The following is a 17,561-nucleotide window of genomic DNA, read 5'->3' as shown; positions in this document are numbered from 1 at the left end:
GATTGAGAAGTTTGACAAATTTTTCAGAATTAAATATTAGCGAATCTACATTACGCTCTGTAAAGCGTATGGGATTTGAAGAAGCAACACCAATCCAAGAAGGTACTATTCGTTTTGCGATTGAAGGCCGTGATGTATTAGGTCAAGCGCAAACAGGTACAGGTAAAACTGCCGCTTTCGGGATTCCACTTATCGAAAAAATCGACCCAAAAAACCCTAATATCCAAGCATTAGTAATTGCACCGACTCGTGAATTAGCGATTCAAGTTTCAGAAGAGCTATATAAAATTGGTTATGATAAACGTGTAAAATTGTTATCAGTTTACGGTGGTCAAGAAATCGGCCGTCAAATCCGTGCACTGAAAAATAAACCTCAAATTATCGTAGGTACACCTGGTCGTATAATTGACCACATTAATCGTCGTACTTTAAAATTAGAAGATGTTCAAACATTGGTACTTGATGAAGCTGATGAAATGTTAAACATGGGCTTTATTGATGATATTAATTCAATCTTAGAAAACGTCCCAACTGAACGTCAAACATTACTGTTCTCAGCAACAATGCCACCAGCAATTCGTAAAATTGCTGAAACATTTATGCGTGATCCAGAAATCGTAAAAATTAAAGCAAAAGAATTAACAGTTGATAACATCGATCAATACTTTGTGAAGTCTGCTGAGCGTGAAAAATTCGACATTTTATCTCGTTTATTAAACGTTCACCAACCAGAACTTGCTATCATCTTTGGACGTACAAAACGCCGCGTAGATGAGCTTGCACAAGCGTTATCAATTCGTGGTTACCTTGCTGAAGGTATTCATGGTGATTTAAGCCAAGCGAAACGTATTTCCGTGTTACGTCAATTTAAAGAAAATAAAATTGATATTCTTGTGGCAACAGATGTAGCTGCTCGTGGACTTGATATTTCTGGTGTAACACATGTTTATAACTTCGATATTCCTCAAGATCCTGAGTCTTATGTTCACCGTATTGGTCGTACAGGCCGTGCAGGTAAATCAGGTCTTGCAGTAACATTTGTAACACCACGCGAAATGGGTTACCTACGTATTGTAGAAGAAACAACGAAAAAACGTATGACACCACTTCGTCCACCAACATCAGACGAAGCTCTAGTGGGTCAACAACGTCTAGCTTTGGAAACACTAGAAGGTCTTATTGCGAACAACGATTTAGGTGATTATCGTACACTTGCGACAGAATTACTTGAAAATCATGATGCAATCGATGTTGTAGCTGCTGCACTTCGTTCATTAACAAAAGAGCCAGATGACTCGCCAGTAACAATTACTGAAGAACGACCATTACCAATGCGTCGTGAGCGTTCTAGCAATCGTGGCGGAGGAGATCGTGGACGTGGCGGTAACCGTAGCTTTAACGGACGTCGAGAAGGCGGACGTGGCGGAGATCGTCGTGGAGGAAGCGGTGGAAATCGTCGAGAAGGCGGACGCCGTGACGGAGGTCGCCGTGAAGGTGGACAAGGTCGTTCACGCGCACCACGTCGTCACGAAGACTAATTTTATCTTCAAGGAAATGATATTAAACCTTACAGCCAAAAGTGCTGTAAGGTTTTTTTACTTTTTTCAGTGGGTGTCCAAGCACACGTTGAAATAGAGGAACCCAGTCTAAGAACGCCACGTCCTGTGGCAATTTATCCGTGCGACAGCAACAACAACACACGACTGAGTGACCAACATTATCGCTGCGTTCCCCCTACGCTTTCGTACAAAAAACATTTGTAGGCCTAAGCACAAAGCCAATTCCATACGCAATTACGCAAAGGCGAAATTGATATAAAATGAAACAAAAAGATAATTGGTTACGTATATTTAGATAATGAAAGAGAGGGATCAATTTTGAGAACAGAACCAATGCATATGATTTCTAAGAAAGGGTTAACAGTATGGCGTTTATATGGTGTATTGCAAACGATATTACTTTTGATTGTAGCGGCGTTTGCATGCTACGGTACTTATTATTTTGAATGGCCATCATTTATTTATTTCATCGCAGTTGCTGTAGTCTTACTTAGTGCTGTCCTATCCACTTATTTATTTCCAAAGATAAGATGGGAACGCTGGCGCTATGAGGTACGTGATAATGAGATTGAGGTGCAACATGGTTTATTCGTTGTTAAACGTACACTTATTCCAATGGTGCGCGTGCAGCATGTTGATACGACGCAAGGACCGATATTAAAAAAATATGGTTTAGGTAATATTTCAATATCTACGGCGGCAACTGTACATACAATTCCTGCACTTGTAATGGACGAGGCTGATGGACTTCGTGCACGTATCTCAGAATTAGCAAGGGTGGCGGAAGATGATGTCTAAGGGAATTAATCGTTTACACCCGATATCGGCTATTATTACAAGTGCAAAAGCATTAAAGAGTATGATATTCCCGTTAATTATTATTATTGTAACTAATGGATTTCACTTTTCTTTTAATTTCCATAGTGATAATTTTTGGCGAACGATTTTCTTATTCGGTATATGGGGAGTGGGGGCTTTACTTGCGCTTGTTAGTGGAATTGTTAAATGGCGTACCTTTGTATATTGGTTTGAAGATGGGGAATTGCGTGTAAAGTACGGCTTGTTCGTTAAAAAGAAACGTTATATCCCATTTGAACGTATTCAAAGCTTAAATTACAATGAGGGGATTTTCCATCGACTATTTGGCTTAGTAAAAGTTCAGGTTGAAACTGCAGGAAGTAAGGATAGAAAGCCTGAGGTAGAGTTAACGGCTATACGTAAGGCAGCGGCAGATGTCATAGAGCTGGAAATGCGTCGTGCAAAGAACCAAGTAAATGAACCGATGAATGATGAACAGTCGCTAATAGAGGAAGTATCAGTTCCAACTATTTATCATATGTCGATACGTGATTTGCTTATATTGGCCATAACTTCAGGTGGGATTGGGGTCGTTCTATCCGGGCTAGCGGCAATCATCTCTCAGCTTTCAGATATAATCCCGTATGAGGAAATTTTTAACGAGCTAGCCGACTTTGCGAAAATTGGTGCATTTTTAGTTGCACTAACAGTGATATTCAGTCTAATCGTGGCATGGTTTGTGTCATTTGTTATTACACTGATCAATTATTACGAATATACAGTCCGAGTTGAAGATGAAAAGCTTATTATTACAAAAGGGCTAATTGAGAAAAAACGAATTACTTTACCCTTAAATAGAATTCAGGCGATTCGTATTGTAGAGAATCCAGTGCGTCAATTATTTGGCTTTGCCACAGTTGTTGTTGAGAGTGCTGGAGGGAATGGTGGAGAGGGGAATGATAAAAAAATTACTCTGTTCCCTCTTATTCAGAGGCATGATTGTTTAGAAACGTTAGAGCAGCTTTTTCCAGATATAAATTGGCGACCAGAATTTATCAATCCGCCAAAACGAGCTCGTCAATCTTTTTACAGAATTGATTATGTTTGGCTCATACCTATAATTGGTGCATGTAGTTATTTCTTATATCCATATGGGTTGCTTTCGTTATTATTAATTCCATTAGCAATATCAATTGGTATTTGGCAACATAAAACAGCTGGTTATATGATAGATGGAAAGCAACTAACTATGCGATATCGTGTGTTCAGTCGTGTTACATTTTTTATGGAGAAAAAACGCATACAATCTATTACGACTACTCAAACATATTTTCAAAAAAGAAAGAATATTATGTCTGTAAAAGCAACAGTAATGTCAGGCATGACTGGTATGACAGGGAATGTAAGAAGCTTAGAGCAGCAAGATGCTGAAACAATATTATCTTGGTATGAACATAGAATATAGATATCTGGATATTATTTTCAATTAATAGTAGAATTATCCTTTTTTATCTATAAATACGCATATATACTGTTTATAATAGAATTATCAAACAAAAGGGGTGGTAATTTTGTTTAAGTATGATATTAATAAGAACACGTATTTAAAATTGTTGGATTTAAGTGACGTAGATGAACTATTCGCGTTGACAGATCGTTCAAGAGATACGTTGCGAGAGTGGTTACCTTTTGTGGATGATGTGAAAACAGTAGAGGATACAGAGCGATTTGTAAGAGATGCGATGCAACAATATGCAGATAATAATGGTTTACAAGCGGGGATATATTATGAGGGGAAGCTTGCGGGAGTGATTGGCTACCACCAAGTGAATTGGCAGCATAAATGGACAAGTATCGGATATTGGTTAGGGAACGAATTTGTTGGTAAGGGATTAGTCACAAATTCTATGAAAGCTTTTATTGACTATGCCTTTAGCTATCTAAAGCTAAATCGCATTGAAGTGCGAGTAGCGGTAGGAAATATTAGAAGCCGCACAATCCCAAAAGTGTTAGGTTTTAATGAAGAAGGACGTTTAAGAGATGCGGAGTGGCTTTATGATCACCATGTAGACCAAGTTGTCTATGGCTTAACGGCAGTCGAATGGAAAAAAATAAAGGTAGCGAAAGAGGATGCAGTCGCACTTTGAAATAAAATTGACGAAATACCTATCACTCTAGTATAAAAAAAGGAGGAGCAATCCGCGATGATAACTTATCACGGATGATTGCTCCTCTTTGTACCTATTACTTACCCGCCATCTTTTGTTTACGCCAGCTTAAAATTCTTTTTGGATGTAAGTAGATGAGTCCAAGAATGAATCCAACTACTAAACCGCCTAAGTGAGCATAGACATTCACATTCGGCTGTAGGAAGGTCATAATAACACTGATAACAATAATTGGCAAAATAAGTTTGCGAAGCATTGGCATTGTGCGACGTGTATAGTAGACAAGCGCTCCGAAAGCTCCGAATATTCCGAAAATGGCGCCACTTGCACCAAGGCTTGTATAGCTACTATCATAAAATAGATAGGTTGCCATATTACCTGCGATTCCAGACACTAAATAAATTGTAATAAAACGTGCCTTGCCGGCAATTTTTTCAAGCTCTGGACCGAATAAATACAGTGAAAACATATTGAAGAAAACGTGCAAAAAGTTAGCGTGTAAAAACATGGCGGAAAAAACACGCCACCATTCACCAGATTGTATAAGGAAGTTCGCTTGAACTCCGTAATTCAATACGTTTTCTCCGACTCCAGGTAAAATAGTTAGTACATAAACAAATAAATTAACCGCTATTAATGTTGAAACAATCGGATAATACTTTGTATATTGCTTAAAATTTTCTGTTCTACTAAACATAACTCCACCTCAATTTACAATCATTATACATGGCTTTTTAGAAATAGGAAAAGGAGAAGTTCAAATGATTAAAGGAATTGGTCTCGACATTGTAGAAATTGACCGTATTACTAAAGCAATGAGGAGAACGAATAAATTTAAAGACCGCATTTTATCTGAAAGGGAATTAGTTTTGTTTGATGCACATTCAGAAACTCGTAGAATAGAATTTTTGGCCGGACGATTTGCTGCAAAAGAAGCATTTTCAAAGGCATTAGGGACTGGTATTGGTGAAGAATGTAAGCTTCATGATGTTGAAATTTTAAGAGGTGAAGCTGGTAATCCTGTTTTATATTTCAAAGGGGAACTTGTAAATGGATTTGTAAGTATAACACATTCTAAGCAATACGCAGCTGCACAAATAATATTATTACAATAATTTTGCTATATAAAATATTAAAAGGCTCGTCACCAAAAGTTGTGGATGACATTAGTCAAAACGGAAGCCATATAGATGGCTTTCCGTTCCGACTAGACGCCCCCAGTCGGAGCGGAAATTAACCCTACGTTATGGTGATAAGCTAATCAATTATGCCTTGGCATAATTGGGTCTGGAATCGGCCTTGTGCTTAGTCCTGCAAATGTTTTTGTGCGAAAGCGAAGCGACAGCAACAGCAACACAGCACGATGCAGGTCAGTTAGCCGTTTCGCATGGATGCGATGATTTTAGGCTAACATCCTATATTGAACTCCTTACCGATTCCGAGACATCCGCCGGAGGCTTTAGGCCAACACGAAGTTGGTCACTCAGTCGTTGCCACAGGACGTGGCGTTCTTAGACTGAGTTCCTCTATTTCAGCGGTTGTCCAAATATCCGCTGAAAGAAGTTAAAAGTAAAATAAATTTCTGAGTGAAGATAAATATATTGCCCTTGTTCAAATGACATAACTGACAAATACGGTTCATATATTGTCGTAGTGGATTTGAAAGAAGGAAAGGGTGAAAGCGTGGGCAACCGAATAGTTAAATGGCTCGTCTTACTTTGTACGATATTACTTCTATCGGCATGTGGTACAGACTCACAGGAAAAAGTGTTGAAGAAAGTTAATGGGAAATGGGCAGAAGCAAATGGTTATGAGTTGAATGCTACGATGGAGATTAAATCTGGTGGAGATCCGAAAAAATATGATGTAACAGTTTGGCATACGAAACCTGATTTCTATCGAGTAGAAGTAGTAGAAAGTGGGAAAGATGTTTCACAAATGATAGTGCGAAATGCAGATGGAGTTTTTGTTGTTACACCTACATTAAACAAAATGTATAAATTCCAAAGTGATTGGCCAAAGAAAAATAGTCAAGCTTATTTAATAGGGGCACTAGCAGAAGATTTAGCTCAAGATAAAAATTTAGTCATGAAAGAAGAGGACAAAGCATATATATTTGAAGCGGCTACTAGAAATAGCTATAAAAATAGTATGCCTCATCAAGTTATAACAGTTGATAAGAAAACAATGCTTCCAACTTCCGTAGTAATTATGAATGATGTAAAAGAAGAACAAATTCGTATCACATTTAAAAATATAAAATTAGGTGTTCAACACGCGGCTAAAGAGTATGCGGTTGAGCAATTTACAGAATCAGATGAAACAAAAGGTAACCAAGCTGCACCACCAGAAAAAGATAACAAAGATAACAAAGACGGTAAGGAGAGCAACAATAACCCGAGTGGAAATGATGGGGAAAAAGCAGTAAGTGCAGAAGCTGAAAATAAAGAGTTCCAAACACACTACCCTGTTGTAAAATTGGAAAATACGAAGATGGTAGGTGAGAAAGTTATACGTGAGGGTGGAATGGATCGTGTCGTCTTAACATTCGACGGTGATAAACCATTTACAGTTATGCAACAACCAGTCTCGAAGGAGGCTGCAATGTTGCCAGTATCGTCACCTGGTGATCCGGTAGATTTAGGCTTTACAATTGGTGCTATTACCGATACATCTATTAGCTGGGAAAAGGATGGCGTCGAATTCTTTGTAGCTTCTAGTAAATTGACTCGTGAAGAAATGGTGGAGGTTGCCACTTCTATGACGATAGGTAGTATGAAATAATTTTTTTAGCTACAGCTTTCTACATGGAAAGCTGTAGCTAGTTAAGTAAAATAGTGCAGTTTTGATGAAAATTAACACTGTTTAGAAAGTGTTAAGTCATATATGATAAAGGTTATGTATAAAATCAGTCTGAAATAGAACAACTTATGTAAAAACAGTAAAGAAAAAGTAATTTAATCGATACATAATGTTTTAATAAAAAATAAAGAGGGTATTCTAATGAAGACACAGCAATATTTTAGACCAACCAAAGCAATTGTAGACTTACAAGCAATTCAACGAAATGTAAATAATTTAAAAAAGCTACTTCGACCTAATGTTCAAATTATTGCTGTTGTAAAGGCAAATGCATACGGTCATGGAGATGTAGCCGTTGCAAAAGCAGCACTTGAGGCAGGGGCAACAATGCTTGCCGTGGCAACGCCAGATGAAGCATTACATATTCGAGCACATTTTGAGGAGCCAGACATACTAATATTAGGTGCCTCTCCAGTTTCGTTTGTACCATATGCTGCACAACAGCGTATAATCCTTACAGCATTTGCAAGTGAATGGGTACAGCAAGTGGCTCCATTGATAGCGAATGAAACAAATCCTTTACGACTACATATAAAAGTAGATAGCGGAATGGGTAGAATAGGTGTTCGCTCAGAACGAGAGTTATTGGATCTATATCAAACTATACAGAATACAGTGAATGTGGAGATTGATGGGATATTTACACATTTTGCGACTGCGGATGAAGAGGATACATCATACTTCGATAGACAGGTACAACTTTTTGAGAGATGTGTAACTGCATTGCCTGAAAAACCTAGACTTGTTCATGCATCAAACACGGCTACATCTTTAGTAAAAGATGCGCATTTACAATTTGATGCCGTTAGATATGGAATTTCGATGTATGGATTATCTCCATCTTCTTATGTAGAAGGTATTTTACCATTTCCGTTGCAACCAGCATTTTCGCTTGAGAGTGAGCTTGTTCATGTTAAACAGTTACAAGCAGGTGATTCAGTAGGCTATGGAGCTACTTTCGAGGCCACTTCGGATATGTGGATAGGAACGGTACCAATAGGTTATGCTGATGGAGTAATTCGCAAATTAGGTGGACAAGAAGTACTTATTGATGGTCAAAGAATGCCGATTGTTGGACGAATTTGTATGGACCAATGTATGGTTGCCTTGCCAAAAGCATATGCTATAGGTGAGAAAGTAACCCTCATTGGTCGTCAAGGACAGAATATTATTTCAATGGACGAATGGGCAACAAAGCTTGAAACCATTAATTATGAAGTACCATGCATTATTACAGCAAGAGTTCCTAGATTATACATTTGACTTTAGATTCAACCTAAAAGATGTTACTTCAAGAATTTTGTATTGGCAATCTTAAATAGCTGCAACATTTTTGGACAAAATGAATACTATACTAAAGCACTTAGTAACTTGGTGAATAACAACTACTGAAAACCATGTTAGATTACCGAGAAGCTGAGTCATTCATAATTTGTGACATATTACAAGGTGAATGAATCGGCATATACCTTCGACAACCTACATATTTTTACAACTTGGACTTTAAATTGTCAGATATTTTGTCATTTCGTGTCTTTTCAACAATATCTTTCAATGGTAGAATGGGTAGTAATGAAAAGTGGATGGTTCCGTTGGAGGTGCTTGCTGTGTACGAGAAAAAGTTAAGAGAAGCTACAATTGCTGTTCAGGATAGACTATTTCTACAAACAAAGGAAGTAATTGAGAGTGAATCTTTTGCGCGTGTTTTGTCGCGCAAAGTTTTAATGCAGGAGCAACCAAATCAAATACGGGAAGCTATGATGAAAGGATATGTTGAAATGTCTCATATAAATCTGAGTATTGCAAGTGAATGCTTGCATGCAGAATATGAAGCACAACATACGGTGGAGCGTCTCGTTAGCGGGGGATGACACTTTGAATGTAAAACGTGGTGACGTTTTTTTTGCAGATTTATCGCCGGTAGTTGGGTCCGAGCAAGGGGGCACTAGGCCGGTGCTGATTATTCAAAATGATATTGGCAATCGATTTAGTCCGACTGTCATCATCGCAGCTATTACCGCACAGATTCAAAAAGCAAAATTACCGACGCACGTTGAAATCAATGCTGAAAAGTATGGTTTTGAACGTGATTCGGTTATTCTGCTCGAGCAGGTGCGGACGATTGATAAGTCAAGATTGACAGATCGTATTACACAACTTGACCATGCGTTGATGGAGAAAGTTGATGGTGCATTGATGATTAGCTTAGGGCTTGTTAAATTTTAATATACATATGTGTATAGAGGCATCGAGATGAAAATTCATCTCGATGCTTTTTTTTCTTCATTCAATAGGTGTCAAAGACCTACTGAATTAGAGGACCTCATTCTAAGAACGCCACGTCCTGTGACAACGACTAGGTGACCAACATCATGCTGTGTTGCTGACGCTTCGCTTTCGCACAAAAAACATCAGTTGGCCCAAAGTCTCCGGCGGATGTCACGAATTTTCAAAAGAATGAATTGCGTGGATACAATTCAAAATCCAGACGCAATTATACCAAGGTGAAATTGATAATGTGCTCAAATACCTCATTACCATAAATTGAAATCACTATTCAAAAATGGTATTAATAGATTTAGAACAGATTTTTGAAAAATATCGAGAGGTTGTGCGAAAGCAAAGCTTCAGCGAAAAAAATACGCGGTAAAAAGATTATTAAATTATTTAAAGTATTTAGGTAAGCAGGTCGAAAAAAAGTGTAAGAGTATAACTCCGAAAGGAATTGGGGGGACAGCAGTGACAATAAAGTCTTCGGTTGAAATTATTACTGAGTGGGATATAGTAGCAGCAAGACAACTGGGGCGTAACGAAGCAAAGGAACTTGGATTTGACACTGTTGATCAGGCTCGAATCACCACTGCTATAAGTGAACTAGCTCGAAATATATATTTATATGCAAGTTTAGGTGTCATTGAAATTGAAAAAGTTGAGACAGACACTGAAAAGAAAATAATTGTTATTGCAACTGATCAGGGTCCAGGAATAGAAGATGTCCGGAAAGTGATGGAGGATGGCTACTCCACTTCAGGGGGGCTTGGTGCAGGTTTACCAGGGGTTAATCGACTGATGGACAGTATGGTTATTCACTCGGTTATTGGAGAAGGAACAACGATAAGGGCTGAAAAGCGGCTGCGTTAGGATGTGGAAGTTTGTTTGAACGATTAGAATCTCAATATAAAAAGATTTTGTCAGATTATATGGCGGATCAAACTGAAAAGAATTTGTATATTGCTCAAAATTTCACTCGCCAGTTAATCCAAAAGAATATATCTCCAGAGGATGTTGTAAGTATTCATAAAAACGCAGTTGAGAAACTATTTCCACGTAGAATGAGTGAAGAACAACTTGCATATGATTTTCTTATCGAAGTTATGGTGCATTATGGAATGGCTCATAGGGAACACCAAAGTTTATTACAAAAACAAGCAGAGTATGAAATGGAAATGAAAATCGCTACAAACATTCAGGAAACATTACTTAAAACAGACGTACCACAACTTTCAAGTATTGATATTGGAATGATATCAATCCCAATCCGGAAGATGAATGGAGATTATGTACATTTTTTATATAATCGAGAGGATTATTTGAGTGTAGCTGTGACAGATGTGGTAGGTAAAGGTGTGCCAGCTGCATTATGTATGTCTATGGTGAAATATGGCCTTGAAACGTTAGAATATGCATATAAAGATCCTTCATATGTATTAGAGGTCATCAATCGAGTAATTGAAAAGAGTGTAGATGACAGTATGTTTGTTTCTATGTTTTACGGTTGCTTGGATACGCGAAAAAGTATTTTTTCTTATGCTTCTGCAGGGCACGAGCCAGCTCTCCATTACAGTGCTAAACAGGATAAATTTTTCCCTTTGGCATCTACAGGGTTATTGCTAGGGGTATTACCAGAAACGAAATATTCGTTTAATGAAATTGCTTTGGAAGAAAACGATATCGTCATAATGATGACGGATGGTGTCACTGAATTCAGATTGCATGATGAATTGAATTCACGAGAGGTCATTACATCATTAATATTGGAAAATAAAAATTTATCCGCTCAACAATTATGCAATCTTCTTTATAAGCAAATTGAAAAAATACAGGATTATAAACTATCAGATGATTTTACAGTTGCAATTATTAAAAAATAGTTATTTAGGTTTAGATTTTTTTAATTACGGGAAAAGAAAAACAGTCTAACAAATATGGTGGAGGTGTGCTGTATGGACATGGCGATACACTTTAAAGAACTTGATGATAAACTATATGGATTTATTGAGGGTGAAATAGATACTTTTACTGCTTCAGGTCTTAGGGAAGAATTAGAGGCAGTAAAAATTACTGAAGGATTAGAAGTAGTACTTAATTTATCAAAAGTTAATTATATGGATAGTACAGGGTTAGGTGTTTTTGTAGCATTTTATAAAAGAACGTTACGTGAAAATGGTAAAGTTAAACTTGTTGCTTTGTCGAACAGATTACAAAGGTTGTTTGAAATTACTGGTTTAAGCGATTTAATGGATATTGAAACTGATAAAAAGGTGGATTATGAAAATGAAGGAATTTGATTATATTGAGATAAGGGTTCCTGCAAAACCGCAATTTGTCAGTGTGATTCGATTGACGGTTTCTGGCTTAGCTAGTCGGGTAGGGTTTAATTATGATGATATTGAAGATATAAAAATTGCAGCAAGTGAAGCGGTAACGAATGTTGTACATCATGCATATAAGGACGAAGAAGAAGGAGAAATCGTCATTGGTTGCGCTTTGTATGAAAATAAAATAGAAATGATGATTGCAGATTACGGCAATAGTTTTAATTTTGAGGAAATAAAGTCGAAAATTGGTCCATATCATCCTGAAGAGGGTATAGCGGGTCTACGTGAAGGTGGTTTAGGGCTTTATTTAATGGAAACTTTGATGGATGAGGTGATGATAAATAACGATGGTGGCGTAACTGTTTTTATGACAAAGTATGTCGCTAGAGAGCGGGTGGAAAAAAATGCCGAAAGAATCACCACATAAAACTACTTCGTCCAAGGAAGATATACTAAGGTGGATTGCGTTATATCAATCAACAGAGGATGATGAAGCACAAACAAATTTAGTGATGCATTATCGATACCTAGTTGAGTCCATCGCACGCAAATATTCGAATGGTAAATCTCATTATGATGATATTACTCAAGTAGGTATGCTTGGGTTGCTAGGTGCAATAAGACGTTTTAATCCTGATGTTGGTCGTAGCTTTGAAGCATTTGCTGTACCAACGATTGTTGGAGAAATAAAACGCTTTTTACGTGATAAAACGTGGGATGTTCATGTGCCAAGACGGATAAAAGAATTAGGGCCGCGCATTAAAGCGACAGTAGAAGCTTTGACAATTGAGTTGCAACGTTCTCCATCTATTATGGAAATCGCGGATCAATTAGAAGTTGAAGAAGAAGAAGTTTTAGAGGCTATGGAGATGAGCCGTAGTTACCATGCTCTTTCTATGGATCATTCAATAGAGTCAGATTCTGACGGTAGTACAGTAACGTTATTTGATATTATGGGTAAAGAAGATGACGGCTTTGAAATAACCAATAAAAGAATGATTGTTTCTGACGCTATGAGTATCTTAGGTGAGAGAGAAAGACAAATAATTCAGCTTACATATTTAGAGCAACTCACCCAAAAAGAAGTTGGGGAACGATTAGGCATTTCACAAATGCATGTATCGAGAATACAGAGGAAGGCAATAAAAAAATTACAGGAATCTATCTTAGTAAGTGAAGGTGTTTCACACTAAATTTATTGGGGCCTATCCTTAAAAATAAATACAGTATGCTTAAATTTTTGCGCGGACTCCTATTGCTATTTCAGGTATACGCAAGAGCATGAACTCTAGTAAGAGTGTTAGCGAAAACAGACTTCTCATAATTAAATGAAATAGTTTACTCTTCTTTCAGAGTAGACTATTTTTTTGCATTTTTAGTAAAGTGTAATGGTAAAATGAAAAGAAAAAAGGTAGTGATGATGTGGAACAAAAGCAAATGTTACAGCTCATTGCAAAGGATGTAGCTATTAAGCCAGGTCAAGCAGAGGCTGTTATAAAATTATTAGAAGAAGGAAACACCGTGCCATTCATTGCACGTTATCGTAAAGAAGCTACTGGATCCCTTGATGAGGTACAGATTAAAGCTGTAGAGGATCGTTATCACTACATACAGCAGCTTGAACAACGTAAAGAAGAGGTTATTCGATTAATTCAGGAACAAGATAAACTAACACCTGAATTGGAACAAGCTATTCAAGCAGCAACTGTGTTACAGCGTGTAGAGGATTTATATCGACCTTATAAACAAAAACGCCGAACAAAGGCAACTATAGCGAAAGAAAAAGGGTTAGAACCTCTTGCGGATCTTCTATTAGAGTATCGTAATGATGCTTTAGAACAATTAGCAATGGCTTTCGTAGATGAGGAGAAAGTTGGTAATGTAGAGGATGCGTTAGCTGGGGCTCGAGATATTTTAGCAGAGCGCTTTGCTGATGAAGCGGCAATCCGTGAAAAAATTCGAACATATTCCTGGAAAGATGGAGTACTCGTAACAAGTGTCAAGAATGCAGAGGCAGACGACAAAAACGTTTTCGAAATGTATTACGAGTATGAAGAGCCCGTAAACCGTATTGTTCCACACCGTATTTTAGCTGTAAATCGTGGTGAGAAAGAAGAAATCTTAAAAGTGGCAATTCATGTACCAATAGATCGAGTATTGATGATTATGTGGAAGGAATGGATTCCTGCTACAGGTTCTTCACCAGCAATTGCCGAAGTCAAGCTAGCGATAGAGGATTCGTACAAGCGTTTAATTCAGCCTTCTATAGAACGAGAGTTACGAAATGAACTTACAGAAAAGGCAGAGACGCAAGCTATCCACATTTTCTCTGAGAATTTACGTAATCTTTTATTACAGCCTCCAATGAAAGGAAAGTATGTATTGGGTGTTGACCCGGCGTACCGTACAGGTTGTAAGTTAGCTGTAGTAGACGAAACCGGGAAAATGTTAGAGGTTACGGCCATTTATCCACATCCGCCAAAGCCGGATGTAGCAAAATCAAAAGCGGTTGTGAAAGAGATTTTAGCAAAATACCCAATAACTATCATTGCTATTGGTAATGGTACTGCCTCACGCGAAACGGAACAATTTATAGCAGATATATTGAATGAGCTTGAAACTGATACAGCCTATGTTATTGTCAATGAAGCAGGGGCATCTGTTTATTCAGCGTCTGAAATTGCCCGTGCAGAGTTTCCTGATTTACAGGTAGAACAGCGTAGTGCGGTTTCTATTGCGCGTCGTTTGCAAGATCCGTTGTCGGAGTTAGTAAAAATTGAGCCGAAAGCAGTTGGAGTAGGTCAGTATCAGCACGACGTCTCTCAAAAGAAATTGACTGAGTCTTTGACATTTATAGTAGAGACAGCTGTAAACCAAGTTGGTGTAGATGTTAATACAGCCTCATCTTCGCTACTGCAATACGTTTCTGGATTATCTAAAACGGTTGCAGAAAATATTGTCAAAGTGCGTGAGGAAAGTGGGCAATTTACTACACGTGCTCAACTAAAGAAAATCCCACGACTTGGTGCTAAAACGTATGAACAAGCAATTGGTTTCTTACGTGTTCCAGGAGCAAAAAATGCATTTGACGCTACAGGCATTCACCCTGAAAGCTATAGTGTAGCAGAGCAGATTTTAGAGGTAGCACAAATTGATAAAAAAGAGCTGGGGACGCAGAAGGCAGAGGAAGCCATTGCAAAACTAGATGTGGAAAAATTAAGTGGAGTTTTAGATATTGGAGTTGTCACAATACATGATATTGTGGATACATTAATGAAACCAAGTCGCGATCCGCGTGATGCATTCCCTCAGCCTCTGCTGAAAACAGACGTTTTAAAAATGGAAGACTTACAAGTTGGGATGGAATTGCAAGGTACAGTGAGAAACGTAGTTGATTTCGGAGCATTTGTAGATATTGGAGTGAAGCAAGATGGGCTTGTGCATATTTCTAAATTACAAAAAAGACGTATTAAACATCCATTAGAGGTTGTTGCTCTAGGTGACATTGTGACGGTTTGGGTAGAACAAATAGATGTCAATAAAGGGCGCATCTCATTAACAATGCTACCTCCCAAAGATCAAACTATCGAAGCGTAAGTGAAACTTTAATCAATGAGAGCTTTCTTCATCTCCACTGATTTATGGGATAAATTTATACCACACTGTCTATACTACGCAGTGTGGTATTCTTGTTGTTGAGGTGATATAGCTATGAACAATGAGGAACTACAAAATCTTGTTAGTCGAATATCATTAGAAAGTTTCCAGAAGCCATTTATTCATCAAGCATATTTTAATTCAAGGCTACGTTCGACAGGTGGGCGTTATCTTTTACAATCACACAATATTGAAGTTAATCCAAAAGCTTATGAATTGTATGGTATTAGGGAAGTTGAAGGGATCGTTCGACACGAATTATGTCATTATCATTTACATTTGGAAGGCAAGGGGTATCAGCATCGAGACAAGGATTTTCGAGAACTACTAGTAAAAGTGAATGCTCCTCGTTTTTGCTCATTATTACAAACCCCTAGGACATCCCCAAAAAAGCGACGTCGACTGTATACATATACATGTGTAAAATGCCAACAATTATATGTAAGGAAAATTAGAATGAATGTTGAGAAATACTGTTGTAGCAAGTGTTTAGGACGGTTGAAACTAATAGAATAAAAAAACTTAATAAAAAAGGTTGACGTTTACTGAAGATGTCCCTATAATAGTAAAAGTCGACAAGATAACGACGACAAAACATATGAATTATTCCGAAGTAGCTCAGTTGGTAGTAGCACCTGACTGTTAATCAGGTTGTCGCAGGTTCGAGTCCTGCCTTCGGAGCCATGGCCCCTTGGTCAAGTGGTTAAGACACCGCCCTTTCACGGCGGTAACACGGGTTCGAATCCCGTAGGGGTCATTTCATTAGTTTAATTCATAAAAATATAATAACATTGGTCCCGTGGTGTAGCGGTTAACATGCCTGCCTGTCACGCAGGAGATCGCCGGTTCGATCCCGGTCGGGACCGCCACTTATTGGGGTATAGCCAAGCGGTAAGGCAACGGATTTTGATTCCGTCATGCCTAGGTTCGAATCCTAGTACCCCAGCCATTCATTTCTTAATATGAGCCATTAGCTCAGTTGGTAGAGCATCTGACTTTTAATCAGAGGGTCGAAGGTTCGAGTCCTTCATGGCTCATCTTTTTTAAGAAAAAAGGTTGACTTCCTAGATTATCGTAGTATAATAAGAAAGTTCCTAATTGAATGCGGTCGTGGCGGAATGGCAGACGCGCTAGGTTGAGGGCCTAGTGGGGGCAACCCCGTGGAGGTTCAAGTCCTCTCGGCCGCACCAAGTCAATTTATGAATATATACAATATGCGCCCGTAGCTCAATTGGATAGAGCGTCTGACTACGGATCAGAAGGTTATGGGTTCGACTCCTGTCGGGCGCGCCATTTTAAATAAATATTTTTGTTTCGCGGGTGTAGTTTAATGGTAAAACCTCAGCCTTCCAAGCTGATGTCGTGAGTTCGATTCTCATCACCCGCTCCAAAAAACTTTTAAAAAACTTGTTGACATCCAACTTTTTATGCCGTATGATATAAAAAGTTGTCACTACAAGATAACAACATGAACCTTGAAAACTGAACAAGCAAAACGTAATCAATAAAGTTTTTAGTAGCTAACCTTGAGTTGGTGAACGAAACAAAATTTTGGACATCAAACATGATGCCAGCAAAACAATTTGAGCTAATCAAATTTCTTTTATGGAGAGTTTGATCCTGGCTCAGGACGAACGCTGGCGGCGTGCCTAATACATGCAAGTCGAGCGAACAGAGAAGGAGCTTGCTCCTTTGACGTTAGCGGCGGACGGGTGAGTAACACGTGGGCAACCTACCTTATAGTTTGGGATAACTCCGGGAAACCGGGGCTAATACCGAATAATCTATTTCACTTCATGGTGAAATACTGAAAGACGGCATCTCGCTGTCGCTATAAGATGGGCCCGCGGCGCATTAGCTAGTTGGTGAGGTAACGGCTCACCAAGGCGACGATGCGTAGCCGACCTGAGAGGGTGATC

Annotated in this window: 17 protein-coding genes, 8 tRNA genes and 1 rRNA gene; 25 read left to right on the top strand and 1 reads right to left on the bottom strand. The window is 38.4% G+C overall.

Features of this window, described 5'->3' with window-relative positions:
- The first annotated feature begins 11 nt into the window (after nucleotides 1-11).
- The 4 genes from cshA (at nucleotide 12) to ACFVT8_RS17285 (ending at nucleotide 4,504) form a co-directional block, all read left to right on the top strand.
- A complete protein-coding gene (cshA, locus tag ACFVT8_RS17300) occupies nucleotides 12-1,538 on the top strand; it encodes a degradosome RNA helicase CshA (RefSeq protein WP_387084219.1) in 1,527 nt (508 codons plus the stop codon).
- A 339-nt stretch (nucleotides 1,539-1,877) separates the two neighbouring features.
- The gene (locus ACFVT8_RS17295; RefSeq protein WP_387084217.1) at nucleotides 1,878-2,357 is read left to right on the top strand and encodes a PH domain-containing protein; all 480 of its coding nucleotides are present in this window, start codon (nucleotides 1,878-1,880) and stop codon (nucleotides 2,355-2,357) included.
- On the top strand, nucleotides 2,350-3,822 hold the full coding sequence (locus ACFVT8_RS17290; protein ID WP_387084715.1) for a PH domain-containing protein: 1,473 nt from the start codon (nucleotides 2,350-2,352) through the stop codon (nucleotides 3,820-3,822). Before ACFVT8_RS17295 ends, ACFVT8_RS17290 begins: the two co-directional genes overlap by 8 nt.
- Nucleotides 3,823-3,928: 106 nt before the next feature.
- Nucleotides 3,929-4,504: a GNAT family N-acetyltransferase gene (locus ACFVT8_RS17285; RefSeq protein ID WP_387084215.1), complete on the top strand. Its 576-nt coding sequence runs from the start codon at nucleotides 3,929-3,931 to the stop codon at nucleotides 4,502-4,504.
- 97 nt (nucleotides 4,505-4,601) lie between these two features.
- Here ACFVT8_RS17285 and ACFVT8_RS17280 read toward each other — a convergent pair whose 3' ends face one another.
- Nucleotides 4,602-5,222, bottom strand: coding sequence for a rhomboid family intramembrane serine protease (locus tag ACFVT8_RS17280; protein ID WP_387084213.1), 621 nt, complete (start codon nucleotides 5,220-5,222; stop codon nucleotides 4,602-4,604).
- A 64-nt stretch (nucleotides 5,223-5,286) separates the two neighbouring features.
- On the opposite strand from ACFVT8_RS17280, the gene acpS reads away from it, so the two are divergent.
- The 21 genes from acpS to ACFVT8_RS17175 form a co-directional block, all read left to right on the top strand.
- Entirely contained in the window at nucleotides 5,287-5,640 is a 354-nt protein-coding gene (gene acpS, locus ACFVT8_RS17275; RefSeq protein WP_387084211.1) for a holo-ACP synthase, read from the top strand.
- 568 nt (nucleotides 5,641-6,208) lie between these two features.
- Entirely contained in the window at nucleotides 6,209-7,309 is a 1,101-nt protein-coding gene (locus ACFVT8_RS17270; protein ID WP_387084209.1) for a LolA family protein, read from the top strand.
- A 219-nt stretch (nucleotides 7,310-7,528) separates the two neighbouring features.
- A complete protein-coding gene (alr, locus tag ACFVT8_RS17265; RefSeq protein ID WP_387084207.1) occupies nucleotides 7,529-8,650 on the top strand; it encodes an alanine racemase in 1,122 nt (373 codons plus the stop codon).
- Nucleotides 8,651-8,994: 344 nt separating this feature from the next.
- On the top strand, nucleotides 8,995-9,258 hold the full coding sequence (locus ACFVT8_RS17260; protein ID WP_387084205.1) for a hypothetical protein: 264 nt from the start codon (nucleotides 8,995-8,997) through the stop codon (nucleotides 9,256-9,258).
- Between the two features lie 4 nt (nucleotides 9,259-9,262).
- Entirely contained in the window at nucleotides 9,263-9,613 is a 351-nt protein-coding gene (locus ACFVT8_RS17255; RefSeq protein ID WP_049663446.1) for a type II toxin-antitoxin system PemK/MazF family toxin, read from the top strand.
- Nucleotides 9,614-10,126: 513 nt separating this feature from the next.
- On the top strand, nucleotides 10,127-10,528 hold the full coding sequence (locus ACFVT8_RS17250; RefSeq protein WP_387084203.1) for an anti-sigma regulatory factor: 402 nt from the start codon (nucleotides 10,127-10,129) through the stop codon (nucleotides 10,526-10,528).
- An 11-nt stretch (nucleotides 10,529-10,539) separates the two neighbouring features.
- Complete coding sequence (locus ACFVT8_RS17245) at nucleotides 10,540-11,538, top strand: PP2C family protein-serine/threonine phosphatase (RefSeq protein ID WP_387084201.1); 999 nt, start codon at nucleotides 10,540-10,542, stop codon at nucleotides 11,536-11,538.
- A 72-nt stretch (nucleotides 11,539-11,610) separates the two neighbouring features.
- The gene (locus ACFVT8_RS17240; protein ID WP_387084198.1) at nucleotides 11,611-11,955 is read left to right on the top strand and encodes an anti-sigma factor antagonist; all 345 of its coding nucleotides are present in this window, start codon (nucleotides 11,611-11,613) and stop codon (nucleotides 11,953-11,955) included.
- Nucleotides 11,942-12,412, top strand: coding sequence for an anti-sigma B factor RsbW (gene rsbW, locus ACFVT8_RS17235; protein WP_387084196.1), 471 nt, complete (start codon nucleotides 11,942-11,944; stop codon nucleotides 12,410-12,412). The genes ACFVT8_RS17240 and rsbW overlap by 14 nt, the downstream gene beginning before the upstream one ends.
- Nucleotides 12,390-13,178, top strand: coding sequence for an RNA polymerase sigma factor SigB (gene sigB / locus ACFVT8_RS17230; protein ID WP_387084194.1), 789 nt, complete (start codon nucleotides 12,390-12,392; stop codon nucleotides 13,176-13,178). The genes rsbW and sigB overlap by 23 nt, the downstream gene beginning before the upstream one ends.
- Nucleotides 13,179-13,407: 229 nt before the next feature.
- Nucleotides 13,408-15,582, top strand: coding sequence for a Tex family protein (locus tag ACFVT8_RS17225; RefSeq protein ID WP_387084192.1), 2,175 nt, complete (start codon nucleotides 13,408-13,410; stop codon nucleotides 15,580-15,582).
- A gap of 114 nt (nucleotides 15,583-15,696) precedes the next feature.
- Nucleotides 15,697-16,158, top strand: a complete 462-nt coding sequence (locus tag ACFVT8_RS17220; protein ID WP_387084190.1) for a SprT family protein — start codon at nucleotides 15,697-15,699, stop codon at nucleotides 16,156-16,158.
- Between the two features lie 91 nt (nucleotides 16,159-16,249).
- Nucleotides 16,250-16,326 (top strand) — tRNA-Asn (locus ACFVT8_RS17215).
- 1 nt (nucleotide 16,327) lies between these two features.
- Nucleotides 16,328-16,399, top strand: a tRNA-Glu gene (locus ACFVT8_RS17210).
- A gap of 36 nt (nucleotides 16,400-16,435) precedes the next feature.
- Nucleotides 16,436-16,511 (top strand) — tRNA-Asp (locus ACFVT8_RS17205).
- Nucleotides 16,512-16,516: 5 nt separating this feature from the next.
- Nucleotides 16,517-16,591 (top strand) — tRNA-Gln (locus ACFVT8_RS17200).
- Between the two features lie 15 nt (nucleotides 16,592-16,606).
- A tRNA-Lys gene (locus tag ACFVT8_RS17195) sits at nucleotides 16,607-16,679 on the top strand.
- Nucleotides 16,680-16,746: 67 nt separating this feature from the next.
- Nucleotides 16,747-16,832 (top strand) — tRNA-Leu (locus ACFVT8_RS17190).
- 26 nt (nucleotides 16,833-16,858) lie between these two features.
- A tRNA-Arg gene (locus ACFVT8_RS17185) sits at nucleotides 16,859-16,935 on the top strand.
- Between the two features lie 23 nt (nucleotides 16,936-16,958).
- Nucleotides 16,959-17,032: transfer RNA gene (locus ACFVT8_RS17180), tRNA-Gly, on the top strand.
- Nucleotides 17,033-17,244: 212 nt separating this feature from the next.
- A 16S ribosomal RNA gene (locus ACFVT8_RS17175) occupies nucleotides 17,245-17,561 on the top strand; the annotation flags it as partial.

The organism is Lysinibacillus sp. NPDC058147, from assembly GCF_042884205.1.
Classification (GTDB): Bacteria; Bacillota; Bacilli; order Bacillales_A; family Planococcaceae; genus Lysinibacillus.
Note: the sequence above shows the minus strand (reverse complement) of the source record. Positions and strands in the feature narration are given on the sequence as shown.

What these genes read in the sequence shown, in the direction of transcription:
- ACFVT8_RS17290 (WP_387084715.1), top strand. Translation starts at nt 2,350, where the DNA reads ATGTCTAAGGGAATTAATCGTTTACACCCGATATCGGCTATTATTACA.
- ACFVT8_RS17280 (WP_387084213.1), bottom strand. Translation starts at nt 5,222, where the DNA reads ATGTTTAGTAGAACAGAAAATTTTAAGCAATATACAAAGTATTATCCG.
- acpS (WP_387084211.1), top strand. Translation starts at nt 5,287, where the DNA reads ATGATTAAAGGAATTGGTCTCGACATTGTAGAAATTGACCGTATTACT.
- alr (WP_387084207.1), top strand. Translation starts at nt 7,529, where the DNA reads ATGAAGACACAGCAATATTTTAGACCAACCAAAGCAATTGTAGACTTA.
- ACFVT8_RS17240 (WP_387084198.1), top strand. Translation starts at nt 11,611, where the DNA reads ATGGACATGGCGATACACTTTAAAGAACTTGATGATAAACTATATGGA.
- rsbW (WP_387084196.1), top strand. Translation starts at nt 11,942, where the DNA reads ATGAAGGAATTTGATTATATTGAGATAAGGGTTCCTGCAAAACCGCAA.
- sigB (WP_387084194.1), top strand. Translation starts at nt 12,390, where the DNA reads ATGCCGAAAGAATCACCACATAAAACTACTTCGTCCAAGGAAGATATA.
- ACFVT8_RS17220 (WP_387084190.1), top strand. Translation starts at nt 15,697, where the DNA reads ATGAACAATGAGGAACTACAAAATCTTGTTAGTCGAATATCATTAGAA.